The organism is Clostridium gelidum, from assembly GCF_019977655.1.
Classification (GTDB): Bacteria; Bacillota; Clostridia; order Clostridiales; family Clostridiaceae; genus Clostridium; species Clostridium gelidum.
On record NZ_AP024849.1, the window covers coordinates 5,209,888 to 5,236,048 of the forward strand.

A 26,161-nucleotide genomic window follows, 5' to 3' on the forward strand; every position below is an offset into this window, starting at 1 on the left:
AAATGCTTATTAACTGTTTAAAATATAATAATCACATTAATTTCAAACAGCTAATAAGTTCTCATAATATTCTTATAATGTTATTCTACATTTATATCTGGAAATGCAGTCTTAACATCAGCCTTAAACTGTTGTAAAAATTCATCTTTTGATTTTTCTCCAGTTACATATAAGTCTAAATCACTTTGGAATTTGTTATTAATAGTTTCATCATATTTAGTGACTAGCTTACCATTAATTGTTGGAAGTATCTCATTATAAACCGCAGCTACATTTTGTCCACCAGCAAATTTACTCTTTCCATCATCAGTAGTTGAATATGTCTTAACCGAATCTAAATTACTTGGAAAATCGCCATGTTCTTTAGCATTCCATGTTTGAAAATCTGAAGTAGTCATATACTTAATTAGTTGCCATGCAAGCTCCTTATTCTTACTCTTACTATACATACCTAACCAACTACCACCAGCATAATAAGCTGAAGGCGCTTTAGCAAGTCCCCAATCTCCACTTGTGTCTTTAGCATTAGTAGCTATTACGAATGGTAATCCCCAAGTAGGTAGTGCATAACAGAATACGTTTGTTCCATCTACTGCGCCAGCCATTGATGCTGACCATGGTGCTGACCATGTATTAAACTTAGCATCTATATCTGCATCTCTGATTTGCTTTGCAACATCAATATATTTATTAATATTGTCATCGATAACTAACTTATTATCTTCTACCCAACCATGTGTTCTACTACCAGTTGCAACAGTGTACATTTCAGAATAATTTGGAAGTAATTTAACCTTACCTCCACTTTTCTCTTTTAATTCTTTTCCTGTTTGAATTAAAGAATCCACTGATGAAAACTTCTTAGTAATTTCCGCTGGATCATCTGTTCCAAAATATTGTTTAGCTAAACTTCTCTTGTAGAACATTCCACCTGGAGTTGCTCCCCAAGAAAATGCTCTAATACTCTTATCCTCTTGATTTCTTCCAAGATCTATAGTATACGGAATCATATTTTTTGCAATTTCTTCACCTTTATATGGCTCTTTAGAAAGATCTTCATAGTACGATGTATTAACAAATTTATTTACAAATGCAACTTCTGAAGTGAAGACATCAGGTGCACCTCCTCCTGATGCTAATACCGATGATAGTTTTGTTGAGTATGCATTGTTATCCATCGGTATAACTGTCAATTTAACCTCAATGTTTGGATATACACTGTTAAACTTCTCAATAAAATGTGATGTTTTAAATTCATCTGTAAAGGACCATAGATTGATTGTTCCTTTATACTCCTTTGGATCCTTCTCTGTAAAAGTGGTTACTACTGATTCAGTTTTTGTTGAACTTTCTGAATTACCACAACCTGTGAAAGCAGATCCTACTATTGCAATTGATATTGCGAAAATTAATACTTTTTTTAGATAGTTTTTTTTCATTACAATTCCCCCTATATAATATTAATTATCTTGTATATTATTATTTCAATAATTATTATAACTATTGACAATAAACACGTGTTTATTAAAATGTAAATAAGTTTGTGTAATTTTTATGTTCTATGGTTTGATCCTTATTTTATAAAATTATATCTAAATGTTAAATTGATGTAAATTCTGAAATCAATTACCTCAACTGATATTAACATCAATTTAACCTTCAGACAACTTAGTAACCAGAAAAGCACAAAATCATAATTTGTATAAACCCTGTTTATTCTGTGGAATTTTTTAATTCCATGCAAGTTCGTCTTTCTATTAACTTCACAGGTATTGTATGATTCACCGAAAAATCCAAATCATTTTCAATTGATGAAATAAGGCCTTTTATAGCCATTTCTGCCATTTCTGCTAATTCCATTCTTATAGTTGTTAGTGGTGGGTTTAAATATTTAGCAGCTTCAATATCATCAAAACCTATTATCGAAATATCTTCTGGTACTCTTAGTCCAGCTTCTTTAATAGCTTTTAAAGATGCAATTGCCATTTTATCATTACTTAAAAATATAGCTGTTGGCTTGTTTTTCTTTGAAAGTAACCTTTTGGTTGCATGATATCCACTTTCCTCAATAAAATCTGCTTTTACAATAAAATTATTTATAATAGGAATATTCGCATCTATCAATGCCTGCTTGTATCCTTTAACTCTTTCAATAGATGAAAATTTTACGTCTCCACCAGTAATATGAGCAATCTTTGTATGTTTAAGATTAATTAAATATTTAGTTGCATTATATGCTCCACTAAAATTGTCTGCATTTACAATTTTACATTTATTATAAACGCCTTCATCTAATTCTAACGATTGGTCTACCAATACAACTTTATATCCAGAATTTATTATCTCCTTAATTACTAGATCATCATTGTTTTCCCCAATAAATATTCCTCCAGAAATTGTCTTATCATAAAAACTTTCTTTAATCTCTTTATAACCTTTTGCATTATGTATTATATGTACAAGAACTTTATATCCTATTTCACTTGCATATTCAATTATGGAACTTGTAAATTCCAAGTAGTAAGGACTACTTGCAATTCGATTTTTCGTTCCGACTGATCTTTCTATCATATCAACAATAAAAAGACCAATAATTCTATTCTTAGCACCTGCAAGCATTCTAGCAGAAGCCTGTGGCACATAATTATATTCATCTATTACTTTTAAAACCTTTTCTCTAGTTTCGTCTGGAACATTAGAGTAATTATTAATTACTCTAGAAACAGTGCTCCTTGAAACTCCTGCAATTTTTGCTATATCGATGCTATTCACAAAATCTCACTTCTTTCTCTCTCATAAACGCGTGTTTATATTGTTATATTACATCATTCATTATTATATTGCAATCCTTTTCTTTTTAAATTTACAATTTATTTTATACTTATTCAATAAAATGAATTATATACATAATATTTCTTTATAAAAATTAGTAGTCCTAGAAATAAGTTATTTCTAAGACTACTTTAATAATATGAAACTCGATTCACTACGCTCACTGAGTAAGTTCGAAGATCAAAATCATAGATTTTGATTCTCATTTATGATAATCTAGATTTAAAGTCTTCATATCCAAATTCTTTTACTACTTCAATGCCCTTTTCTTCACTATATTTCACAATAGCAGGAAGATTCACTCCGTTAAAAGTATTATTTTTAACCATTGAATAAATAGCCATATCACAAAATACAAGTTTATCTCCTGGTTTTAATGGCTCTTTAAATGAATAATCCCCTATTATATCACCAGCAAGACAAGTTGGTCCTCCAAATCTATAAGTAAATTCAAATTCATTGGGCTTTCCTGCTCCTATAATATTAGGCCTATATGGCATTGCAAGTACATCTGGCATATGGCATTCTGCTGAAGTATCTAGTATTGCTATATCCATTCCATTTTTCATTGTATCTAAAACTGTTGATACGAGAAAACCTGTGTTTAAAGCAATAGCTTCACCTGGTTCAAGATATACATCTACTTTATACTTATCTTTTATAAAATTAATAGATTTTATTAGGGTCTCTATATCATAATCTGGTCTAGTAATATGATGACCACCACCAAAGTTAATCCACTTCATATTCTTAATATATTTTCCAAACTTTTCATCTACAACTTTTATTGTACGTTCAAGAGTATCAGAATTTTGTTCACACATAGTATGGAAGTGTAACCCATCTATTCCTTCAAGCTCATCTTCTTCAAAATTAGCTAATGTAACTCCCATTCTTGAATTTTCAAAGCATGGATTATATATATCTGTTTCTATCTCCGAATATTCAGGGTTGATACGAATACCACATTCGATTTTTTTACCTTGAACATTTTTAATTTTGTCTTTATAAAGTTTCCATTGATTAAATGAATTAAATACTATATGATCGCTATATTTCATTATTTCATCAAATTCATCTTCTCTATATGCAGGCGCATAAATATGTACTTGCTTTCCCATTTCTTCGTATCCAAGTCTAGCTTCAAATAAAGAACTTGAAGTAACCCCTTTTAAATACTTTCCTATTAAAGGAAAGGTTGAAAACATTGAGAATGCCTTTGTTGCAAGAAGAATATTACATCCTGTACTATCTTGCACATATTTCAAAGTTTCTAAATTTTTCGTAAGAAGCCTTTCATCAACAACATAACATGGTGATGGTAATTTACTTACTTCTATATCTTTCATTAAATTTCCTCCTTTTTAGTTAAAAGCTAATGTCCTCTAAGCTACTCTGTGGACAAGTAACCGTGAAAAGTTATAGAAGAAAGCCTAACGACTTTCTTCTATTTTAATTTCCTATATTACTTAACTAATGTTGGAGAGAAATCTTCTTTCCATGGTAATCCCCATTTATTTAATTCATCCATAAATGGATCTGGATCAAATTCTTCAATATTATTTACTCCTGGTTTCTTCCACAAGCCTTTCATAACTAAGCTTGCACCTATCATAGCTGGAACTCCTGTTGTATATGAAATTGCTTGTGAACCAACTTCTTTATAACATTCTTCATGATCACATACATTGTAAACATAATAAGTCTTATCTTTTCCATCTTTTTTACCTTGGAAAATACATCCTATATTAGTTTTACCCTTTGTTCTTGGCCCAAGTGATGCTGGATCTGGTAAAATTGCTTTTAAAAATTGTAATGGAACTATTTGTTTTCCTTCATAGTCAATTGGTTCAATAGAAGTCATTCCAACATTTTCAAGCACATTTAAATGTGTTATATACTTTTGTGAGAATGTCATCCAAAATCTAATTCTCTTAATTCCTTTAATGTTTAAACCTAAAGATTCTAATTCTTCATGGTGTAATAAATACATATCCTTTGGCCCTATTTCAGGAAAATCATAAACTTCTTTTATTTCAAGAGGTTCTGTTTCTATCCACTTTCCTTCTTCCCAATAGCTACCCTTAGCTGTGATTTCACGAATATTAATTTCTGGGTTAAAGTTAGTTGCAAAATGATATCCATGATCACCTGCATTAGCATCTAAAATATCTATGTAATTTATTTCATCAAAATAATGTTTTTGAGCATAAGCACTAAATACGCCTGTAACTCCTGGATCAAAACCACTACCAAGTAATGCTGTGATTCCTGCTTTTTCAAATTTCTCTTTATATGCCCATTGCCATTTATATTCAAACTTAGCTGCATCAAGTGGTTCATAATTAGCTGTATCTACATAATCAGTTTTTGTTTCAAGACAAGCATCCATAATTGTTAAATCTTGATATGGAAGTGCAAGATTTAGTACAACATCTGGTTTAAATTTTTCAATAAGTGCTACTAACTCAGGTACATTATCAGCATCTACCCTAGCTGTTTGTATTTTAGTTTTAGTTTTTCCTTTTAATGAAGCTTTTATAGCATCGCATTTTGATAAAGTTCTGCTGGCAATACAAATTTCTTCAAACACCTCTGAGTTTTGACAACATTTATGAATAGCAACGCTAGCAACACCGCCAGCACCAATAATTAACGCTTTTCCCATTCTAATTCCTCCAATTTCTTCATAAATTTATGATTTAAATGAATCTTTTCAAATCACAATTATTATAATCTAATTGTACCATGTAAAATATTAATTTCTATTTAGTAAGTCCCTTTAACATATGTTTAACATAATTAGGTAATGCAAAACACCCTACATGGAGGTCTGTATTATAATATTTTGTTTCTATTCCCAGCTCATTCCAAGCATTTGCATCTAAATCTTTAATAGGATGATATTTTTTTGAAGCAAATCCAAATAACCAATGTCCTGATGGATAAGTTGGAATGTGCGCTTGATATACTTTAATAATCGGAAAAAATCCTATTACTTTTTCATGAGCTTCTTTCATTGCTAAAGCATCATTATCATAATATGGACTTTCATGTTGATTAACCAAAATTCCATTTTCATTTAATGCTTTATAGCAGTTTCCATAAAATTCTTTAGTAAATAGTCCTTCTCCTGGTCCAAAAGGATCTGTTGAATCTACTATTATTAAGTCATATTCATTTTCCTTAGTTCGTACAAATTTTAATCCATCTTCAAAAAATATATTAACTCTCTCGTCATCGAGTTTACATGATACTTGTGGAAAATATTCTCTACATACATCAACAACTCTCTTGTCAATTTCAACCATATCTATTTTCTCAACTGTCTTGTACCTTGTAAGTTCTCTTATTGTTCCGCCATCTCCAGCGCCTATAACTAAAACCTTTTTGATATTAGGATTAGTTGCCATTGGTACATGAACTATCATATCATGATAAATAAACTCATCTTTTTCCGTTATCATCATTAATCCATCTAACGTAAAAAACTTCCCAAATTCCTTTGCTTCTAAAATATCTATTCTTTGAAATTCAGTTTGTTCAGTATGTAGTTGCTTTTCAACCTTAATTGAAAATTGTACATTCTCTGTATGTTGTTCTGTATACCATAACTCCATAATAACCACCTTTCCAATTAACAATTAACAGAGAACAATTAACAATTAAGGATGAAATACCTAGCGGGATTTCTGAAAATACATTTCTTTACAAATCCCATAGGTATTTGAACTTTAATTGTTAATTGTTAATTGCTAATTGTTAATTGATTTACTAACTATATTAATATTTTCAATTTTAGCATCTTCTGTACCAGTTAAAAAACAGCCCTTTTCTTTTGCATAATCTATATAATCTAAAATTTCCTTAGTAATTTTTTCTCCTGGAGCAAGAATTGGTATTCCTGGTGGATAGCACATTACAAATTCAGCACATATCTTTTTATCACTTTCATTCATAGGCACTGAAATCTTTGGTGAGTAAAACGCATCTTGAGGAGTAAGTACAACTTCTGGATTTATGTACTCATGATCAAACATTCCTGCTTTATCTTTTGAATATAATCTTTTAATTTCTGATAATGAAGATATCAATCTCTCAATTGCTAGACTCTTATCTCCAACAGAAATAATTGCTAAAATATTAGCTATATCTCCAAACTCAATTTGTATGCCATAATCATCTCTTAAAATATCATATACTTCAATTCCTGCAAGTCCTATTCCTCTAGTAAAAATAGATAGCTTTGTTCTATCAAAATCATAAATGGTATCCCCATCAATTAATTCTTCTGAAAAAGCGTAATATCCACCTATTTTGTTTATTTCATCCCTTGCATATTCTGCAAATTCTATTACCTTTTTGAAAGTTTCTGTGCCATGTAGCACTAAATCTCTTCTTGCTAAATCAAGTGAAGACATTAATAGATATGAACCACTTGTTGTTTGTGTTAAATTAATTACTTGACGAACATAACCAACACTTAAATCGCAATTTAGTAGTAAAAATGAGCTTTGAGTTAAAGAACCACCAGTTTTATGCATGCTAATCGCTGCCATGTCAGCTCCTGCTTCCATTGCAGACATTGGCATATTATCACCAAAATAAAAATGAGTTCCATGAGCTTCATCTACTAAAACATACATTCCATGTTTATGTGCAAGTTCTGTAATATCTTTAAGATTTGAGCAAATACCATAATAAGTTGGATTATTTACAAGCACTGCCTTGGCATCTGGATTTTCTTTTATTGCTCTTTCTACATCTTTAACTGACATTCCAAGTGGAATTCCAAGTTCCTTATTCACTCCTGGATTTACATAAACAGGAACTGCTCCACTAACTACTAATGCATTAATTGCACTTCTATGAACATTACGTGGCATTATAATTTTTTCACCTTTTTTGCAAACACTCATAACCATAGCCTGAACTGATGAACTTGTTCCATTTACCATTAAAAATGCATGTTTAGAACCAAAAGCATCTGCTGCAAGTTCTTCAGCTTCTTTTATAACTGATACTGGATGACAAAGGTTATCAAGTGGCTTCATTGAATTTACATCTACTGAAAGACATTGTTCACCCAAAAATTCTCTAAGCATAGCATTTCCACGACCTTGCTTATGACCTGGAACATCAAAAGAAACCACTCTAGCCTTTTTATATTCCATTAGAGCCTCATAAATAGGTGCTTTTGAGTGGGATTCTTTATTTTTCATGTTAGCTCATCCCCCCATTAATATATATTAGTTCCACTAAAAATCTCAATCATTTCTTTACGTAGGTTGCTTTCAATCTCAAGCCTTTCTTTTGGCCTAATTTCATAAACATCCTTATTAAAAAGATAATTTTGAAGTTCCATTTCTTTTATTAACATTTTAGTATGAAATATATTTGCTTGATATACATTTATATCCACAGCATCATATTTCTTCAAAGTATCCTCATCAATATATTCTTGTATTGATGCTATTTTGTGATCTATAAACAATTTCTTACCATCAACATCTCGAGTAAAACCTCTTACACGATAATCTATCGTTATGATATCTGAATCAAAACTTCCTATAAGATAGTTTAATGCATTCAAGGGAGAAACTTCTCCACAAGTGGCCACATCAATATCCACACGAAAAGTAGCAATTGAGTTATCTGGATGATATTCTGGATACGTATGCACAGTTACATGACTCTTATCTAAGTGTCCTAAAACCGTTTCCCTAGTCTTCAAAATGTCAATTTCGCCTTTATTACAAGACGAATCTATTTTTTGTATCCCTATATCCTTTTCTGATATTAAAATAGTTACGCTTGCTCCTTGAGGATCATAGTCTTGTTTTGAAATATTAAGTACATGTGCACCAATACTCTCTGTTACATCACACAGAATCCTTGTAAGTCTTTCTGAATTGTATTGCTCATCGATGTAAGCAATATAGTCCTTTTGCTCGCGCTCACTTTTTGCATAGCATACATCATAGATGTTAAAGCTAAGTGTTTTTGTGAGGTTGTTAAAGCCGTATAATTTCAGCTTGTTGTCCAACCCTAACATCACAACCTTTCTAGTTCAAATTAAGTTCTAGTTGCATTAGAATTTGTTTGAAAAATTTGTTAAGTGAAATATTGTAATTCAAACCTTTATTATCCTAAAATTACTTATTTCTTTAATTTATATTGAAACATTTTTATCATACAACATTGACATTTTACTATATTATCTTTAAAATTGCTACTATTTATAACAATATTTCTTATATACATTTAAGAATTCATTTCAAGTCGCTTATGCTCCATTTTATTTAAAAATACTTCCTATTTCTTATAGATATGAATAAAATGTAATTAATTGCTTTTTCTCAGTGCTTTTTCTTTTACATAGTGGTTGTATTCTTCTATTGTATAAAGTTCTGGTTCTCTTACTTCTTCTAAGAAATGTGAAGCTTCTGCATCAGCATTAGTAAAGGCTAACACTGATTTATGCATTTCTATTGCTTTGTTATAATCTCTATATTCATCCTTAGGTACATAAGCCCCCATATGCCATCTTATCATTAAACATTCTTCTAATGTTAACTTTACAAACTGTTGCAGTAAAATAACACTTTTTTCGCCATGCCCGAGTGGAATTTTTTCATCAAATTCATAAGAAGCATATCCTATCCATTTTCCTGTCAGCTCATCCTTTTTTAATCTCATAGTTTTTTCATAAAGATTACATTTACAAAGATCATGCAAATATCCTGTTAAATAAATTGTATCCTCACTTAATCCAATCTTATATTGTTTATTCTTTTGAATTAATAATTCCACAACATTATTTGAATGAAATGCTAAGCCTCCATCAAAATTCGAATGAAACTTTGTAGAAGCAGGTGCCGTAAAATAATCCGTTCTATCTACAAGATATTTTATTAATTCATCTATTCCATCTCTTTTAATAGAGCTTAATCTTTCTATTATCCTATCATTTAATTCCTTCATTTCTTGTGCTGCTTTAGCTTTTGTTAATTCCTTTAAATCACTTAAATCACTCATTCATACATCTCCTAACATTAACTAAGTTCTTACGCTTTCTATTTTTGCTTATAGGCATATGTCTATTCCTTCATTATGCCTCTTCTATCATTTTAACACTTTTATCAAAAAACTCATATCATTTTAACATGATATGAGTTTTTTTGTAAATCTCACTTAGGCATATGAAAATAAATAACAAGTCCAAAGTTGCCATGAATATTTTTCATCAGGCAAGGAGACGAATTGTTCTCATAGCGCGCCTATTAGGGCAATTTGCCGACGTGAGTAGAGAACCAAAATCTATGATTTTGTGTGAATCACTTACTCAGCGAGTGCATACGAGTCGAGCTTCCCTATGATGAAAAATATGCACATTAGAAAAAAGTAGCTATGCACTTATAACAAGAGCAGCTATGCTGCAATACGGAACTTTCCTGCATATACGAATTTTTCTGGCAAATGGACTTGTTATTTTTTTGATTGTGCCTTATTACAATAAAATATATTTTATACTTACATTATATTTTAAGAAGTGTTTTTTTATTCTTTTATTATTGGTAAAGAACTCAAGTTATTACTTTCATCGTCATCACGTAAACTTCTTAAGTATTCTTCGCCTTTTCTTGATGTAGCAACAGATACTCCAGATATAGAACCAGCTTTAGCTAGTTCTACTCCTCTTTCTTTTGTTATTTGCTCTCCATTTGAAAGTTCATATCCTGTTATTTCACCTGAATGTTTCATTATTGCTGTTATTGAGTTTTTATCCGTATCAGACTGCGATTTAGATACTAAATCCTCACTATTAAGATTAAATGGTAATACAGTTGATGGTATAATACTTTCATTTTGCATAATTAACGCCTCCTGCTTTTTAGTTACGGCTTCATGAAAATTACTATTATAAAATGCCTTAACTATATTTCGTAAGTTTTCAAAACAGAGTGATTTAAACAACTACAATATTATTTTCTCCAATAACTAAACTTTAATACATACTACTTTGTGTGCTTATATTCAATGTTAATATTCAATATTAATATTTAATTCTTCTAATGCTGATTTTAAATCTTTGGGATTGTTCAAAATGATTCCTTTTAAACCTGATTTAATAGCAGCTTCCACATTTTTTTTCATATCATCAACAAATACAGTTTGATTTGGTTCAAGATCATATTTATCTATAATTTTCTCATAAATTTCTTTTTCAGGCTTAAGAAGCTTTTCTTTATATGAAACGACTCCACCATCAAAATATTCAAAGAAATTATGTTTTGTAGTTACATGTTCAAAGGCAGCTAAATGAAAATTAGATAAATAATATACTTTATATCCATTTTGTTTTAATTTTTTTAGCACATCCACACTGCTTTCAATTGGAATTAAAATATCATACCAATTTTCAAAAACTAAATTTATCAATTCTTTATTTTGAATATTTCTATTAATTATATTTCTTTTAGCTTCTTCTTCACTAATTGTTCCTCTATCAAGCATTGGCCATTCATCACTTTGAAATATGCACTTGTATATTTCTTCTACTTTTTCTTCAGTAACTTTTGATTTAACGTACATTTCAGGATTAAAATCTAATAATACATTTCCAATATCAAATATTATATTTTTAATCATTTTAAATCTCCTCGTATTCTTATATATTCTCTTTATTAGCAGAACCTAAAATTACAATGCCTTTTTATTTGCACTATATTCCAAATTGTAACATATTTGTATCTGCTAAAATAAGATAATTTTATTACATTTTTAATTTTTTAAGTAAAATTTTAATATTTTGTTAAAATTTCTGTACTTTTCATCAATATTGAATTATTATAGTTTAGTTATATTAATATATTACTATTATCTATATTTTTACTAACTAAAGAATAATTAATGAAAAAGGGGGCTTATAATAATGAGCATTTTAAAAAAAATTAACAGCAGTTCTATTCGCAGCAAAAATCACTTTAAAAAATTCAAATTTAAAAAACCTTCTTTTAGGTTAAGTCTAGATTTATTTAAATTTAATAAAAAGCCTACACTTTCTAATAAAAGTGTTTCTAAATTTAATAATAATTCTATTAGCTTCAAAGTACTGCTAATAGTACTTCCTATTGTAATTTTCACTTTAACTACTCTTATATTTTGTACATACTCTTTAGGCGAAAAAGCACTTTATTCTAATAGCAAGGATTTGCTAAACCAAATTAGTAGTGTTGCAGCACAAAATATAAGTGACGTAATGTCTGAAAAGATAAAATCAATTGAAAGTTTAGCTCATAATCCAATTATTATTGATTCTGGAACTTCTATTCAAAATAAATTAAACATATTATTGGAAGAAAAGAAATTTCAACAATATTCTGATATGGGTATAGCAACTCCTGATGGAAATCTAACCCTCCTAAATGGAAATAAAGTAAATATTAAATCATATGATTATTTTAATGTTGCACTTTCTGGAAAGTCTTATGTTTCAGAGCCTTTTCAAAGTAATTTTAGTAAGGATTCTTTAATAGCAATATCTTCACCTATTAAAGACATGAATAAAACTGTTGGAGTTTTAGTTGCATTTAGATATGGAGATGATATATCTACCTTAAGCAAAAAAATTTCATTTTTAGATACTGGAAAGGCATTTGTAGTAAATTCTAGTAGTAAAATTATTGGACATTCTAATGGTGATTATGTTAAAGGTGGTTCAAATATTGATCAAATATTGAAAAGTACTGATGGTTCAAGTGATTATGATTTAATCAGCCAAATAAGTCAAGGAAAAAGTGGCTCTGCAGAAGTTATTTCTGAAAATAAGCTTCAAACTTTATCTTATTCTTTAGTTCCAAGTACTGGATGGTGCGTTATAGTTACAGTTGATAAAGGTGACTTGCTAAAATCACTTGTGAGTTTAAAATCTACAACCATTATAACAGGTGCTATAAGTCTAATACTAATATCCTTAGTATTAATATTTGCCATATCACTAATTTCCAAAAAGATTTTATACGTTGCAAGTATAATGAAAGAGTTTGCTAAAGGAGATTTTACGACCAAAATAGATAATAAAATTTTAAAGGACTCTTCTGAAATTGGAATTATGTGTAATTCACTAGTCGAAATTCAAACTTCACTAAACGGAAGCATTGATACAATTAAATTAAATTCTTCTAATCTTAATAATGAATCTCTTGGACTTTCATCTATATCCCAAGAAGTATCTTCACTAATTGAAAGTATCTCTCAATCAATTAGTAATATTTCTCAAGGTGCACAAAGTCAAACTGATAATTTAATTAATAGTACTAGTAGTTTAAATGAATTTGGCGATAACATTTCTTTACTTACAGAAAAAGTAAACAACGCTACTATTACCTCATCTGATATTGGAGATAGTGCTAAAAGAGGTAATTTAGAACTTGAATCATTAATACTTTCAATAAATTCACTTAATAATAATTTTGATAATTTCACTTCTTCTTTAAAAATAATGTCAGCTGACATTAAAGAAGTTAATGAAATGACTAATGTAATAAATAATATAGCCGAGCAAACTAATCTCTTAGCTTTAAATGCTGCTATTGAAGCTGCAAGAGCTGGCGAAGCTGGACGTGGTTTTTCTGTTGTTGCTGATGAAGTTCGAAAACTCGCTGAAATGAGTAAAAACTCTGCTCAAAAGATTTATACTATTGTATCTAATACTATAACAAATACCAATGAAATAGTAATTAGTACAAATAGCATAAATGATGATGTAAAGAATCAAACTAAAGTTGTAAATAATACAATAGCTACTTTTAAAGAAATTTCTGTCCAGGTAGAAGAAATGATCCCTAATATGTACTCAATTGCAAAAGACTTTGTTAAATTGGATAATGAAAAAGACTCTTTAATAAGTAATATTTCTAATATTTCTGCTGTATCTGAACAAATTTCAGCAACTACCCAAGAAATTTATGCTTCTTCTGAAGAGCTGAGTTCCGCAAGTTCTGAAGTGGCAAATACATCTCAAAAAGTTAATACATTATCTAGTGAATTAGATGCTAGTTTTAATCAATTTAAATTTTAAATTAGCAAATGTCATAAGTGTTACACTAAAGCACCTAAACATTTTTCAATGTTTAGGTGCTTTTATAATTACGTTCTTTATTTCTATCCACAATTTCATTAAATCTAATCACATGTCCTCTTTAATTATGTAGTATAAAAAAAAATATCTATCACATAATAAACTTGTTAAATAACTTGGCATAATTAGTATAGGAGGAGGTGAATAATAATGAGTCCAAAAGAATTGTCATATATTGAAGATGCCTTAAGTCATGAAAAACATATGAAAACAAAATGTACAGATTATGCAAATCAAATTCAAGATGCTGAACTTAAATCTTATGTCAACCAATTAGCTGGTATTCATCAACAAGCATTCAATCAATTTTTACAATTATTATAGGTAATTTAAGGAGACGTGAATTATGAATGATAAAGATTTACTTGAAGATATTTTATTAACAGTAAAAGGTGGTTCTGATTTATATTTGCACGGAACCATAGAATCTGCCACTCCAAATATTCATTCTGTATTTGACAAAACACTAAATGATTCTTTAAAAATGCAAAATGAAATTTATAATAAGATGAGTTCTAAAGGCTGGTATCCAGCACAGCAAGCTGAACAAACTAAAATAGATCAAGCAAGACAAAAATTTTCTGCACAATAATAATTTCTTATACTTTAGCCTTCAAATTATTTAACTAAAAATGCAGGTTTTATTTATAGATAAATATCTATACTTTAAAACCTGCATATTTTTTCGAATTTACCTTATATTCCTTTTGTAATTTATTTACTACTTTTTCTTCATTATATCTACTAAATGGCCACATTCTAGTTTCTATTTTACATCTAATCCATTCTGCTTTTAAATATATTTGAACAATATGATCTATATCCTTATTTAAACTTTCAATTTCATTCTCCCAGTCATTTATTATATAATCACTTTGCTTGAGTATTTCTTTTATTAATACGCAATCATCCATATAAGCTACTTTAACATTATTTCTTAAATCTAATAAATTCGCATCTTCTATTTGAATTCTATTTTGAATCTTTCCTTTATTTTCTACCAAATTTAAAAGCATCACTAATACTTTTTTTTCACTTATTATATCCACAGCTTCATTAAATTTAGTCACAAGTTCATCATCATTATCCACAGCTTTAATAGTATTTATACAATAATATAATAATAAGTAACTATTAATTGTAGCTTTTAATTCTTCTATTTTTGATATTAATTCAATATCAAGTTTTGATGTAAAATCAAGATACATTTTTATTAATGATACATTTTTCTCCAATTCTCTTCTATAAGATATTTTATTAGTTCCATCCTTAGTTATAATGTACAAATTAGTTATGTTACTCAATTCTTTCAGATTCGCAATATGTCCCCTTAGTGTAGTAATCCATATTACTCTAAACTTTGTAATATTATTTATATAAAGACTTTTTTTATTTTGAAATAAGTTAAATACTCCAGTTAAAAAAGTAATTATTATTCCTATAAATGTTATTACATCAATTATTGCTACTTCAACGTTTCCAATTCTCATAAATTACTCCCAAATTCTAAAAACTATATTCTCTTTTTATTTTGTACTATTATCTTTCTCAGCTCTTCAAAGTTATATTCTCTTTTTATTTATTTTTCATTAAATTATTTAAATACTTTATTCAATTTTTACTATACCTTATTTTCACTTTTTGTATCCATTTACCCTTAACTGCAATAGATTATACTAAAGCAATTAACAAAAAAGGTGGTAAAATGAATCCTTTAATAAACATGATAATTTCTTCTCTTTTTTCTGGGATGGGAATGGGCAACAACATGATGAATCCTATGATGCCTAATCAAAATAGAGGAAATAATCCAAATCAAATGGGTGGCATGAATCCTAATATGAATATGATGGCTGGTAATCCTTTATTAAATATGATTATGGGAATCATGGGAGGTGGCATGAATTCTATGAATGGAAATCCTTTAATGAATATGTTAATGGGTAATATGAATAACGGTCCTTCCCAATTTAACAACATGAATGGTATGAATTCAAATATGAATAGTAATAATTCTAAAAGAAGTAATACTAATACCACTCCATCTAATAATATGAATGGTAATACTATGAATAGTAATAATCCTAACATGAATAATATGGGTGATATCAGTTCACTTTTAAGCATGCTAATGGGAAATCAAAACAATATGAATAACATGGGGAATATGAACAATATTAACCCTATAAATAATACTTCAAGTAGACATTCTCATTCTAAAAAATAATAGGGATGATAATAGGTAGCTTAATTTATAAGCTACCTATTAAAATTACTTATGAATTTGCACGTTTAGTATTTTGGTTTTTATACCTCTGCAGTATTAGTAACCCTTTTCTATCAAATTTCAGTATTCTTCTTTCCTCCTATACACTTTTCTAAATTTGAAGTTATCCTTATACTTTGAAAATATATTGGAATCAGAACTAATAGGACATACTTTTATGCAATATTTATGAAATTTAACAGCCCAATCCACCTTATTGGGTAGTTGTATCCATAAATGATATTTTTAATTGAATATCTAAATTAAAATTTATTTTTCAATTTCCTCTTTACTTTTTTATAGAAATCGCTTACTATAAAGTTAAAAGAAGGAGGAATTAATTATGTATGATGTTAATTTATTAAAAAGCAATTTTACTGAACTATTTAAAAAAGACTCTGAAAGTGTTTTCTTTTCACCAGGGAGAGTTAATTTAATTGGTGAACATACTGATTATAATGGAGGTAATGTTTTTCCTTGTGCACTAACTATTGGTACTTATGCTGTAGTTGCTAAAAGAGATGACAAGAAGGTTTTAGTTCATTCTTTAAATTTTAAAGATTTAGGAGTTATAGAATTTTCTTTAGATAATATGGTTAATGAAAAAGCACATGATTGGGCTAATTATCCTAAGGGCGTAATTAAAACTTTAGAAGATCATGGTTATAAAATTCCAAGTGGTTTTGAAATACTTTTCTATGGTAACATTCCAAATGGTTCTGGATTATCATCTTCTGCTTCCCTAGAAGTTTTAATGGGAACTATATTGAATGAATCCTTTAACTTAAATATTGATATGGTTGATATAGTTAAAATGTGCCAAGAAGCTGAAAATAAATTCATAGGTGTAAATTGTGGAATAATGGATCAATTTGCAATTGGAATGGGCAAAGAAGGTTCAGCAATACTTTTAGATTGTAATACTTTAAAATACTCATACAGCAAATTAGATCTTAATGGTTATAAAATAGTAATTGGAAATACAAATAAAAAGAGAGGCTTAGCTGACTCTAAGTATAACGAAAGACGTAGCGAATGTGAAGATGCCTTAGCTAAAATACAAACAGTAAAAAATATTACAGCTTTAGGTGAACTTAGTGAAGAAGACTTTGAAGAAGTAAAAGATTGTATCGGTGATCCAATCAAAACAAAAAGAGCTAAACATGCTGTATATGAAAACCAAAGAACTTTAAAGGCTGTAAAAGCATTAGAAGAAAATGATTTAGAATTATTTGGTAAACTTATGAATGCATCTCATGTTTCTTTAAGAGATGATTACGAAGTTACTGGAATAGAATTAGATACTTTAGTTGAATTAGCTTGGGAAACTGAAGGTGTAATTGGTGCACGTATGACTGGAGCAGGCTTCGGTGGCTGTACTGTTAGTATTGTAAAAGATGAATGTGTAGACAATTTCAAAGAAACTATAGCAGTTAAATATAAAGAAAAAATAGGTTATGAACCAGATTTCTATGTAGTTAGTACTTCTGATGGAACAAGGAAGATCAATTAACAATTAACAGTTAACAATGAATAATTGATGGTGAAAAGCTTGTAGCTTTTCTGAAAATCATATGATTCTTATTTTCCATTAAAATATTGGTTTTTGATCTATACTTATCTAGTAAAAATATATATTACAATAATAATTAGCAATGTATAAATAATTATTAACAGTTAACATTTAAATTAATAAAATTTAAAATTGAAATCACGCAGTGATTTCTTCCTACTAAATTGTTAATCGTTCATTGTTAATTGAATTAAGGGAGATGTTAATATGTCAATTTTAGTTTGCGGTGGTGCCGGATATATCGGGTCACATACAGTACACGAACTTGTAAATCAAGGTAAGGAAGTTATAATAGTTGATAATTTACAAACAGGTCATATGAAAGCTGTAAATCCTAAGGCAAAATTTTATAAAGGTGATATTAGAGATTCTGAATTTTTAGATAAGGTTTTCTCTGAAAATACTATTGAAGCTGTAATACATTTTGCTGCTAATTCCTTAGTTGGAGAAAGTATGACAAAACCATTAATGTACTTCAATAACAACGTCTATGGAATGCAAATTTTACTTGAAAGCATGGTAAAACATAATATTAAACATATCGTATTCTCTTCTACTGCAGCAGTATATGGCGAACCAAAGAGAATTCCTATACTTGAAGATGATGAAACAAATCCTACAAATCCTTATGGAGAAACAAAATTAACTATGGAAAAAATGATGAAATGGGTAAGTAACGCTAATGGAATAACTTATGTTTCATTAAGATACTTTAATGCCTCTGGTGCTATAGAAGATGGAAGCATCGGTGAAGATCATTTTCCAGAAAGTCACTTAATACCATTAATTCTTCAAGTTCCATTAAAGAAGAGAGATGCTATAACTGTTTTTGGAGAAGATTATGAAACTCCAGACGGTACATGTATTAGAGATTATATTCATGTTCTTGATTTAGCAGATGCACATATAAAAGCTGTTGAATATTTACAAAAAGGTAATGAAAGTAATATTTTCAACCTTGGTAATGGAGTTGGCTTTAGTGTTAAGGAAATGATTGATTGTGCAAAAGAAGCTACTAATGAAGAAATTAAAGTTGTTATTGGCGAAAGACGTGCTGGAGATCCTGCAAAATTAATTGCTTCAAATGAAAAAGCGAAGAAAATATTAGGTTGGGATCCTAAATATACAGATGTAAAAGATGTAATAAGTACTGCTTGGGGATGGCATAAAAATCATCCAGATGGTTACGGAGACCGTAAATAAGGGGGATTCAAAATGATAAACTATGAAATAAACAGACTTATAAATTTTGCTATGCAGCAAAGACTTATAACTGAAGAAGATAAAATATATGCTACTAACATGCTTCTTGGAGCTCTTAAACTAAATGAATTTGATCCTGAAGAAGTTAATGAGAGCTTAGAAACTCCAACCCCTATATTAGAAAATATATTAGATTATGCAGCTGAGCAAAATTTAATAGAAAACACTGTGACTGAAAGAGATTTATTTGATACTGAAATCATGAATTGTGTTATGCCTAGACCTTCTGAGGTTATAAGCAAATTTAACAAATTATATGAGGCATCTAAAGAAAAAGCAACTGAATACTATTATAATTTAAGCATAGCATCTAATTATATAAGAAAAGATAGAATTGATAACAATATAGTTTGGAAGTCAGCTACAGAATATGGTGATTTAGATATAACTATAAATTTATCAAAACCAGAAAAAGACCCAAGAGATATAGCAAAGGCTAAATTAGTTAAATCAAGTTCTTACCCTAAATGCCTGCTATGTAAAGAAAATGAAGGATTTTATGGGCATATAAATCACCCTGCTAGACAAACTCATAGAATTATTCCTTTAGATTTTACTCAAGGGCAAAAGTATTTCTTGCAATACTCTCCTTATACTTATTATAATGAGCATTGCATAATTTTTAATGCTGAACATATACCTATGAAAATAAATAAAGCTACTTTTAAAAATCTATTAATATTTACAGATATATTACCTCATTACTTTGCTGGATCTAATGCAGATTTACCTATAGTTGGAGGATCTATACTTTCTCATGATCATTATCAAGGTGGTCATTATACCTTTGCTATGGCAGAATCTTCTATAGATAAAAAATATACGGTCTCTGGTTATGAAGGTGTTGAAGTAAGTAGAGTTAAATGGCCTATGTCTGTTATTAGACTTTCAGGTAATAAAAAAGATAACTTACTAGATTTAGCAGACCATATATTAACTTCTTGGAGAAAATATTCTGATGAATCGGTAAATATTATAAGTCATACAGGTGATGAACCACATAATACTATAACTCCTATTGCAAGAAAGAGAAATGGTAAATATGAGCTTGATTTAGTACTTCGAAATAATAGAACTAGTACTGAGCATCCTATGGGTATTTTCCACCCTCATGATGAAGTTCATCATATAAAGAAAGAAAACATAGGACTTATTGAAGTTATGGGACTTGCAGTACTTCCTGCAAGATTAAAAGAAGAATTAAATTTCTTAAAAGATTGTTTAATTAATAAAGTACCTGATGTTTCAGATAATGAAATGGTTGCAAAACATTCTGATTGGTATAAATATCTTTTAGAGAAACATTCAAATATTTCTGCTGAGAATGCTTATGACATATTACAAGAAGAAGTTGGACTTAAATTCCTAGAAGTATTATGTCATGCTGGTGTTTTCAAGAGAGATGAAAGTGGCCTCGCAGCTTTTGATAAATTTATAAATACATTATAAGGTGGAATAATTATGAAAATAACTATAGTAGATGTGGCAAAAAAAGCAAATGTATCTGTTGCAACGGTTTCAAGGGTGATGAACGGAAATTACCCTGTTAAAGCTGAAACAAAAAAAAGAGTGTTAGAAGTCGTTAATGAACTTAACTATATTCCTAATATGCAAGCACGTGAACTTACACAGCAGAAGTCCTCTACTATAGGTGTTGTAGTTCCTAGTATTAATAATATGTTTTTCCCTGAAGTTATAAAGGGAATTGAAAGTAACTTAAAGCTTAATTCTTTATCTTTAGTTTTAGCTTGCAGTAACAATGATAAAGAAGATGAAAAATTATGTGTTAATAACTTATTATCTAGGAATGTATCTGGAATAATAGTTATTGACCCTAATACAGACAATATTAATTCTAAATTTTTTCATAATATTTCAACTCAAACTCCACTTGTCTTTGTAAATGGTCATTCAGTATCTGCAAATATTTCATCAGTTATTAATGATCAAGCTATGGGTGCAGGTATGGCTTTAAATTATTTATTGGAGAATAATCATAAGGATATACTGTTTGTTAGAGGAAAAGATAGTTATTCTTATAATGTAAAAGAAAAAGTATATAAAGAAATTATGACCGATTTAAATATTTTTAATCCTAAAAATATTATTAACATAGGCGATGGAAATAGTAATGAAACTGTGGATAATACTGTTAACATATTTCTTGATATATTAAAAACTTCTTCTGCAACTGCTGTTTTTGCATGTAATGATCTTATGGCTGTTGGCGTTCTTAATGCTTGTAAAAAATTAAATTTAAATGTGCCAAATAATCTATCCATTATAGGATTCGATAATATAGCTTTAAGTAAGTTTGTAGAACCTAAATTAACAACTATAGATCAAAACATGTTTCTTCTTGGAACTAATGCAGCAACGTTATTGTTAGAAAAGATAGAATCTGATAATTCTTCTAGCAAGCGAATAATACTTATAAATTCTTTAATTGAGCGTGATACTGTAGCTCCTTTAAAGAAATAACACTTTAATAATTTATGTTCTCATAACTCATTAATATGTATATACCAAAAACAGGCAGTCTTTAATTAGGGCTGCCTGTTAAATATAGCATAATATTATTTTTAAAAATCTTCATTCAATAAAATGTACTTAATACCTTCATTATTTTAATATGCCTTATATATATCATAATTGCTTTTAAGAAAGTGTACTTGGTAATTCTAAAGTCACTTTAGCACCACCAAGTTTTTCTGAATTGCTCAAGTATATTCTTCCATTATGTCTTTCAATAAACTTTTTTGCAATATATAAACCCATACCATAATGATTTTTTGAACTTCTACTTTTATCTCCTTGAAAAAACTGTTCTGTGGCTGAACTTAATCCTTCTTTGGTAAAGCCTCTTCCTGAATCTTCAATTATAAACCTTATATATTTATCCTTAAAATCAACAGAAAATATTATATCTCCATTTGCTTTTGAATAATCAATTGCATTAGAAATAATATTATTTATAGCTCTTTTTAATTCAACTTCATCAATAAGTGCAAATTCCGGAAGATTTTTAGTTTCACATAAAAATCTTAATCGTTTGTTTATACTCATTGAAATTCCCTGTTCAGTAATTTCCTTTACAAAGGTTTTTAAATCTATCTTTTTCTTTTCAATTGCAGGTTCTTTTTCTGATTTCATAATTTCTATTAAAGATTTGATATAAGATTCCATGTTGCTTACTTCATTTAAAATACGCTTATTAAATTCAGCTTGATCTTGTTTTAAATCTAATTCATTTAAAAGTTCTGAATTTCCTTTAATAATTGTAAGTGGAGTTTTTATATCATGTGCTAATGCTGCAATTTGTTCTTTTCGCATTTCTTCCATCTTCCATTGTTTATTAAGTGATTCATATAATTCTGTCTTCATTTTATCTAAAGCAGAAAGTACTTCATTAATTTCTATTATATTGGAATACTTCATTTCGAAATCTAAATTTTCCATTTGTATATTTATTGTAGTGTCTTTTAAAATTTGCATTTCCTTTAACATTCTCTTTCTAAAACATTTAGAAAAAATAATTATTTCAGTAATAAATAAAATAACAAATATAATTACAACTCCTAAATCAGCACTAGGAACATATTTCCTTAAAATAGGATTAGCAAAATTGCTTACTAAAGTATATTCTACAACACATACTTCACCTTTTCTCTGTATAATTTTATAATACCTGCGTCCATTAATTTTTTCTCCATTTTGCACAAACTTCCAAACATTTAATGATTTATCTTCTGAAAAAGTTCCTTGAAGCTTCTTGCCTTCTAAATTATAAACTGCATATTCACATTCCTTAGGTATTATTGCACTAATATCTTCTACACTCGCTATATCATCTCTATGTTTTTCAATTTGTTGCTCATAATAATTAGCTGGCAAAATTAATCCACTATCTGCTGCAACTAAAAATAAAATCGAATCAAATACTACTATAATAGCTGCTACTATACAAAATATTATTATATACATTGCAAAAATCTTAGAAATGCTTTTTTGTCTTTTTACGCCTTCCACTTATATCCAATCCCCCAAACTGTTTCTATTGGATTTAATCCTATAGTTTTCAGCTTACTACGAATATTCTTAATATGTTCTACTATAGTTGCTATATCACTATTTCCATCAAAGCCATATATGTTTTCATAAATTCTCTCTTTAGAAAATACTTGTCCATGATTAGTGGCTAAATATTCACAAATACTATATTCGCTTTTGGTAAAATAAATTAATTCATTATTATAATATACTTCCTTTGCTGTCATATTAAATTTAAGATCAGAAATAGAAAAAGCATTTTGTTTTTCTCTATGCTCGCGCCTTAAATGCGCTGCTACCCTAGCTCTTAATTCACTAATTCCAAAAGGCTTTACTATATAGTCATCCCCACCTAAACTTAATCCCATTACAATATCCTGCTCCATTGTCTTTGCTGTAAGAAATATAATTGGACAATCAACTAATGCTCTGATTTCTTTACAAAGTGAAAAACCATCTATTTCAGGCATCATAACATCAAGGAGAATTAAATCATATTTTACATAATCCTCTTTAGGAAAAGATATAGCATCAGTAACTGTAACTACATTATGTCCTTCTTTTTCTAATGCACTTTTTATAATACTTAATATTCCTTCTTCATCATCAATTGCTAAAATATGTGCCATTTAACTTCCCCCTTCATTTTATTATAACCCAGATTAAGGCACAATCAAAAAAATAACAAGTCCATGTGCCTAATAATTAATCACTTTTTCAATTTATTAATAAGTGAAGTACTGATTAAATTAATTTAATAATCTATTGTTTTTCTCCGTTACTCTCATAGAAGTTAAACCATATTAATAAAAAGACTCCAAATAAAATTGTGAATATCACACTATTTCTAATACCACTCATACTATTGCTAATTCCAACATTTATATCTGCCACTTTGTTAAATGCATCTATTGAATTTGCTTCTCTAATAAAAAGATTATTGCAAGTTTTAATACCCCACCCACAAGGTATCCACTGCCATATTCCATCACCAAGTCCTGTTATAAACAATGCTGAAACCAAGCTTTCAAATATCCCCATCCCTATGGATGCTCCACTTCCAAAATTTAAGCTCAACCATAAATGAAATAAATAAATAAAAATTTGATACCAAAATATAATTAATGTTACATAAATATAAAAACTAAACTGTAATGTATTTTGTTTTAATAAATATTGAAAACCAATATAGAATGCACCTACTACTAAGGTAAGAGAAAGAAAACCTGTTAAAATCAGCATTAATGTCTTGCTTAATAGACACTTACCTCTTCCATATTTTGTACCAATCATTTCTTTAAATTTCCCAGCCATGGCTTCCTCTTGTACTGCTGCTGAACATACAATTCCAATCAATAAAGGAAATGCCATTAATAACGCTTGTAAATATAAATTTAACTTAACTACATCATTTGACTTTGAACCAGAAAAATAAGCCAGAAAAATAATTACTCCTATAATTGGTATACACACATGAATTAAGTAAAATGGTGTTCTCTTCATTTTCACAAAATCTGCCTTAATCAATCGGAAAATAGCTACCATATTATACAGCCTCCTGTCTTTCATACCATTTAGCAGTTAAATATGTAACTACTAAAAACAATATAATAGATATTATAACTCCTAATGGTATTACAGAATAATCAAGCAATTCTGGTGTGAAAGTTGGATTACCTGGCTCAGCTGGCATTCCATTAGGAAGTATTTTTAATATTGGACACATAAGTCTTGACGGATATGAAAAGGGACTAATCCACCAATACTTCCCTATGGCAGCTACAATACCCATTAAAAAATTAACCACTACACTTAAAATTATTGTTGGAAATATTCCCGTTTTACTCCCTAAAAACATAAACAGTGGAACTTGCCACATAAATGTAATTACAATTATTATAATACCAGTCAAACCGCTTAATATTGTGACTTTTCCAATGCTTTCTATTGGTAGTATAAAAATGCCTATTTGTGCAAGTACAAAAATAATCATGCAGGAAAAAGATATATTCTTTACCCCTACAAGTACTTTTGCAATCCATATCTTTTTTAAATTTACTGGAAGTGCTATCACTGCTCTATTCTTCATAGAATTATCCACTCTACTTAAAAGTACACAGGTTAAAGCAAGAATACCTGGAAAAATCAAAGTATACCACCAATTGTAAGTATCAACTTGAAAGTAATCTACTGTAAGGAAAAATGATATCAAACTCATTAGAATTGGAGCTAGCCACATTAATTTTTTCATAAAAGTATGTTTAATTTTTGCATTTTCACTTAAAAAACATTGTAACATTTCTATTCTTCCCTTCTATATTTTTCTGCGATTTCCATAAATAGTTTTTCTAAGTCTTGTCCCTTTTTAAGTTCCCCTTGATAGCCCAATATTCCATTAGACATAATTCCAATATGATCTGCAATCTGCTCGACCTCACTTAACATATGACTTGATAATATTACAGTAATGCCTTCCTTAGGAAAAGAGCGTATTAATTCTCTTAATTCTTGTATTCCAAATGGATCAAGACCATTTGTTGGCTCATCTAAAATTAAAAGTTTTGGATTATTAAGTAAGGCAATAGCAATTCCTAATCTCTGCTTCATTCCCATTGAGAATTCTCCAGCTCTCTTTTTTCCTGTACCTTTAAGATCTACTATATTAAGAACTTCCTCAATTCTTGAATTTGGTAATCCAAGCACTGTTGTACGAACTTTCAAATTTTCGTTTGCTGTCAAATTTTCATATAAAGGCGCTGATTCAATTAAAGAACCTATTTCACTTAAATCTTTCCTATTCCATTTGTGCCCATCAAATAAAATTTCACCTGAAGTTTGTCTGAGCATTCCTGTTATCATTTTTAAGAAAGTTGACTTTCCAGCTCCATTAGCTCCAAGAAGACCATAAATTGAGTTTCTTGGAACTTTAATTGAAATATCCTTTACCGCTTCCTGCTTTTTAAATGTTTTACATAAACTTTTTGTTTCTAAAATAATTTCATTCATTTTTTCATCCCCCTGACAATTTAATAAT

At 28.9% G+C, this 26,161-nt stretch carries 24 protein-coding genes; 8 read left to right on the forward strand and 16 right to left on the reverse strand.

Going from position 1 to position 26,161, the window contains the following annotated elements; translation table 11 throughout:
• Window positions 1-80: 80 nt before the first annotated feature.
• The 10 genes from psyc5s11_RS24015 to psyc5s11_RS24060 form a co-directional block, all read right to left on the reverse strand.
• Window positions 81-1,439 carry an ABC transporter substrate-binding protein gene (locus tag psyc5s11_RS24015; RefSeq protein ID WP_224034980.1) on the reverse strand — a complete coding sequence of 453 codons (1,359 nt, stop codon included), beginning with the start codon at window positions 1,437-1,439 and terminating at the stop codon, window positions 81-83.
• Between the two features lie 274 nt (window positions 1,440-1,713).
• Window positions 1,714-2,772, reverse strand: a complete 1,059-nt coding sequence (locus psyc5s11_RS24020; RefSeq protein WP_224034981.1) for a LacI family DNA-binding transcriptional regulator — start codon at window positions 2,770-2,772, stop codon at window positions 1,714-1,716.
• Window positions 2,773-3,038: 266 nt separating this feature from the next.
• A complete protein-coding gene (gene nspC, locus psyc5s11_RS24025) occupies window positions 3,039-4,181 on the reverse strand; it encodes a carboxynorspermidine decarboxylase (protein WP_224034982.1) in 1,143 nt (380 codons plus the stop codon).
• Between the two features lie 116 nt (window positions 4,182-4,297).
• Complete coding sequence (locus tag psyc5s11_RS24030; RefSeq protein ID WP_224034983.1) at window positions 4,298-5,500, reverse strand: saccharopine dehydrogenase family protein; 1,203 nt, start codon at window positions 5,498-5,500, stop codon at window positions 4,298-4,300.
• A gap of 97 nt (window positions 5,501-5,597) precedes the next feature.
• The gene (gene speE, locus psyc5s11_RS24035) at window positions 5,598-6,452 is read right to left on the reverse strand and encodes a polyamine aminopropyltransferase (RefSeq protein WP_224034984.1); all 855 of its coding nucleotides are present in this window, start codon (window positions 6,450-6,452) and stop codon (window positions 5,598-5,600) included.
• A gap of 135 nt (window positions 6,453-6,587) precedes the next feature.
• Entirely contained in the window at window positions 6,588-8,054 is a 1,467-nt protein-coding gene (locus psyc5s11_RS24040; protein WP_224034985.1) for an aminotransferase class I/II-fold pyridoxal phosphate-dependent enzyme, read from the reverse strand.
• A gap of 17 nt (window positions 8,055-8,071) precedes the next feature.
• Window positions 8,072-8,890: an adenosylmethionine decarboxylase gene (gene speD / locus psyc5s11_RS24045; RefSeq protein WP_224034986.1), complete on the reverse strand. Its 819-nt coding sequence runs from the start codon at window positions 8,888-8,890 to the stop codon at window positions 8,072-8,074.
• Between the two features lie 287 nt (window positions 8,891-9,177).
• Window positions 9,178-9,870, reverse strand: coding sequence for a hypothetical protein (locus psyc5s11_RS24050; protein WP_224034987.1), 693 nt, complete (start codon window positions 9,868-9,870; stop codon window positions 9,178-9,180).
• A 522-nt stretch (window positions 9,871-10,392) separates the two neighbouring features.
• Window positions 10,393-10,707 carry a DUF3892 domain-containing protein gene (locus tag psyc5s11_RS24055; protein ID WP_224034988.1) on the reverse strand — a complete coding sequence of 105 codons (315 nt, stop codon included), beginning with the start codon at window positions 10,705-10,707 and terminating at the stop codon, window positions 10,393-10,395.
• Window positions 10,708-10,875: 168 nt separating this feature from the next.
• On the reverse strand, window positions 10,876-11,484 hold the full coding sequence (locus psyc5s11_RS24060; RefSeq protein ID WP_224034989.1) for an HAD family hydrolase: 609 nt from the start codon (window positions 11,482-11,484) through the stop codon (window positions 10,876-10,878).
• Window positions 11,485-11,767: 283 nt separating this feature from the next.
• Here psyc5s11_RS24060 and psyc5s11_RS24065 point away from each other — a divergent pair, with 283 nt between their 5' ends.
• The 3 genes from psyc5s11_RS24065 (at window position 11,768) to psyc5s11_RS24075 (ending at window position 14,567) form a co-directional block, all read left to right on the forward strand.
• Window positions 11,768-13,915 carry a methyl-accepting chemotaxis protein gene (locus psyc5s11_RS24065; protein ID WP_224034990.1) on the forward strand — a complete coding sequence of 716 codons (2,148 nt, stop codon included), beginning with the start codon at window positions 11,768-11,770 and terminating at the stop codon, window positions 13,913-13,915.
• A gap of 210 nt (window positions 13,916-14,125) precedes the next feature.
• Window positions 14,126-14,299 (forward strand): hypothetical protein, encoded by a 174-nt coding sequence (locus psyc5s11_RS24070; RefSeq protein WP_224034991.1) that lies wholly within the window; start codon window positions 14,126-14,128, stop codon window positions 14,297-14,299.
• 22 nt (window positions 14,300-14,321) lie between these two features.
• The gene (locus psyc5s11_RS24075) at window positions 14,322-14,567 is read left to right on the forward strand and encodes a spore coat protein (RefSeq protein WP_224034992.1); all 246 of its coding nucleotides are present in this window, start codon (window positions 14,322-14,324) and stop codon (window positions 14,565-14,567) included.
• 67 nt (window positions 14,568-14,634) lie between these two features.
• On the opposite strand, the gene psyc5s11_RS24080 is transcribed toward psyc5s11_RS24075, so the two are convergent.
• Window positions 14,635-15,465 carry a hypothetical protein gene (locus psyc5s11_RS24080; RefSeq protein ID WP_224034993.1) on the reverse strand — a complete coding sequence of 277 codons (831 nt, stop codon included), beginning with the start codon at window positions 15,463-15,465 and terminating at the stop codon, window positions 14,635-14,637.
• 215 nt (window positions 15,466-15,680) lie between these two features.
• Here psyc5s11_RS24080 and psyc5s11_RS24085 point away from each other — a divergent pair, with 215 nt between their 5' ends.
• The 5 genes from psyc5s11_RS24085 to psyc5s11_RS24105 all read left to right on the forward strand — a co-directional run bounded on the left by psyc5s11_RS24085 (window position 15,681) and on the right by psyc5s11_RS24105 (window position 21,558).
• Window positions 15,681-16,202: an RNA-binding protein gene (locus psyc5s11_RS24085; RefSeq protein WP_224034994.1), complete on the forward strand. Its 522-nt coding sequence runs from the start codon at window positions 15,681-15,683 to the stop codon at window positions 16,200-16,202.
• Between the two features lie 382 nt (window positions 16,203-16,584).
• The gene (locus psyc5s11_RS24090; protein WP_224034995.1) at window positions 16,585-17,754 is read left to right on the forward strand and encodes a galactokinase; all 1,170 of its coding nucleotides are present in this window, start codon (window positions 16,585-16,587) and stop codon (window positions 17,752-17,754) included.
• A gap of 267 nt (window positions 17,755-18,021) precedes the next feature.
• Complete coding sequence (gene galE / locus psyc5s11_RS24095; protein WP_224034996.1) at window positions 18,022-19,017, forward strand: UDP-glucose 4-epimerase GalE; 996 nt, start codon at window positions 18,022-18,024, stop codon at window positions 19,015-19,017.
• 12 nt (window positions 19,018-19,029) lie between these two features.
• Window positions 19,030-20,526, forward strand: coding sequence for a UDP-glucose--hexose-1-phosphate uridylyltransferase (gene galT / locus psyc5s11_RS24100; protein ID WP_224034997.1), 1,497 nt, complete (start codon window positions 19,030-19,032; stop codon window positions 20,524-20,526).
• 12 nt (window positions 20,527-20,538) lie between these two features.
• Window positions 20,539-21,558: a LacI family DNA-binding transcriptional regulator gene (locus tag psyc5s11_RS24105; RefSeq protein WP_224034998.1), complete on the forward strand. Its 1,020-nt coding sequence runs from the start codon at window positions 20,539-20,541 to the stop codon at window positions 21,556-21,558.
• A gap of 177 nt (window positions 21,559-21,735) precedes the next feature.
• Here the strand turns inward: psyc5s11_RS24105 and psyc5s11_RS24110 are convergent, their stop codons facing one another.
• The 5 genes from psyc5s11_RS24110 to psyc5s11_RS24130 form a co-directional block, all read right to left on the reverse strand.
• A complete protein-coding gene (locus tag psyc5s11_RS24110; RefSeq protein ID WP_224034999.1) occupies window positions 21,736-23,106 on the reverse strand; it encodes a sensor histidine kinase in 1,371 nt (456 codons plus the stop codon).
• Window positions 23,094-23,756 carry a response regulator transcription factor gene (locus psyc5s11_RS24115; protein ID WP_224035000.1) on the reverse strand — a complete coding sequence of 221 codons (663 nt, stop codon included), beginning with the start codon at window positions 23,754-23,756 and terminating at the stop codon, window positions 23,094-23,096. Before psyc5s11_RS24115 ends, psyc5s11_RS24110 begins: the two co-directional genes overlap by 13 nt.
• A gap of 133 nt (window positions 23,757-23,889) precedes the next feature.
• The gene (locus tag psyc5s11_RS24120) at window positions 23,890-24,672 is read right to left on the reverse strand and encodes a lantibiotic immunity ABC transporter MutG family permease subunit (RefSeq protein ID WP_224035001.1); all 783 of its coding nucleotides are present in this window, start codon (window positions 24,670-24,672) and stop codon (window positions 23,890-23,892) included.
• A gap of 1 nt (window position 24,673) precedes the next feature.
• Window positions 24,674-25,426 (reverse strand): lantibiotic immunity ABC transporter MutE/EpiE family permease subunit, encoded by a 753-nt coding sequence (locus psyc5s11_RS24125; RefSeq protein ID WP_224035002.1) that lies wholly within the window; start codon window positions 25,424-25,426, stop codon window positions 24,674-24,676.
• 2 nt (window positions 25,427-25,428) lie between these two features.
• On the reverse strand, window positions 25,429-26,133 hold the full coding sequence (locus psyc5s11_RS24130) for a lantibiotic protection ABC transporter ATP-binding protein (protein ID WP_224035003.1): 705 nt from the start codon (window positions 26,131-26,133) through the stop codon (window positions 25,429-25,431).
• Window positions 26,134-26,161: the final 28 nt, after the last annotated feature.

Coding starts and splice junctions, on each gene's coding strand:
- psyc5s11_RS24015 (WP_224034980.1), bottom strand. CDS start 1,439: ATGAAAAAAAACTATCTAAAAAAAGTATTAATTTTCGCAATATCAATT.
- nspC (WP_224034982.1), bottom strand. CDS start 4,181: ATGAAAGATATAGAAGTAAGTAAATTACCATCACCATGTTATGTTGTT.
- psyc5s11_RS24030 (WP_224034983.1), bottom strand. CDS start 5,500: ATGGGAAAAGCGTTAATTATTGGTGCTGGCGGTGTTGCTAGCGTTGCT.
- speE (WP_224034984.1), bottom strand. CDS start 6,452: ATGGAGTTATGGTATACAGAACAACATACAGAGAATGTACAATTTTCA.
- psyc5s11_RS24040 (WP_224034985.1), bottom strand. CDS start 8,054: ATGAAAAATAAAGAATCCCACTCAAAAGCACCTATTTATGAGGCTCTA.
- psyc5s11_RS24050 (WP_224034987.1), bottom strand. CDS start 9,870: ATGAGTGATTTAAGTGATTTAAAGGAATTAACAAAAGCTAAAGCAGCA.
- psyc5s11_RS24055 (WP_224034988.1), bottom strand. CDS start 10,707: ATGCAAAATGAAAGTATTATACCATCAACTGTATTACCATTTAATCTT.
- psyc5s11_RS24060 (WP_224034989.1), bottom strand. CDS start 11,484: ATGATTAAAAATATAATATTTGATATTGGAAATGTATTATTAGATTTT.
- psyc5s11_RS24065 (WP_224034990.1), top strand. CDS start 11,768: ATGAGCATTTTAAAAAAAATTAACAGCAGTTCTATTCGCAGCAAAAAT.
- psyc5s11_RS24070 (WP_224034991.1), top strand. CDS start 14,126: ATGAGTCCAAAAGAATTGTCATATATTGAAGATGCCTTAAGTCATGAA.
- psyc5s11_RS24075 (WP_224034992.1), top strand. CDS start 14,322: ATGAATGATAAAGATTTACTTGAAGATATTTTATTAACAGTAAAAGGT.
- psyc5s11_RS24080 (WP_224034993.1), bottom strand. CDS start 15,465: ATGAGAATTGGAAACGTTGAAGTAGCAATAATTGATGTAATAACATTT.
- psyc5s11_RS24085 (WP_224034994.1), top strand. CDS start 15,681: ATGAATCCTTTAATAAACATGATAATTTCTTCTCTTTTTTCTGGGATG.
- psyc5s11_RS24090 (WP_224034995.1), top strand. CDS start 16,585: ATGTATGATGTTAATTTATTAAAAAGCAATTTTACTGAACTATTTAAA.
- galE (WP_224034996.1), top strand. CDS start 18,022: ATGTCAATTTTAGTTTGCGGTGGTGCCGGATATATCGGGTCACATACA.
- galT (WP_224034997.1), top strand. CDS start 19,030: ATGATAAACTATGAAATAAACAGACTTATAAATTTTGCTATGCAGCAA.
- psyc5s11_RS24105 (WP_224034998.1), top strand. CDS start 20,539: ATGAAAATAACTATAGTAGATGTGGCAAAAAAAGCAAATGTATCTGTT.
- psyc5s11_RS24115 (WP_224035000.1), bottom strand. CDS start 23,756: ATGGCACATATTTTAGCAATTGATGATGAAGAAGGAATATTAAGTATT.
- psyc5s11_RS24120 (WP_224035001.1), bottom strand. CDS start 24,672: ATGGTAGCTATTTTCCGATTGATTAAGGCAGATTTTGTGAAAATGAAG.
- psyc5s11_RS24125 (WP_224035002.1), bottom strand. CDS start 25,426: ATGTTACAATGTTTTTTAAGTGAAAATGCAAAAATTAAACATACTTTT.
- psyc5s11_RS24130 (WP_224035003.1), bottom strand. CDS start 26,133: ATGAATGAAATTATTTTAGAAACAAAAAGTTTATGTAAAACATTTAAA.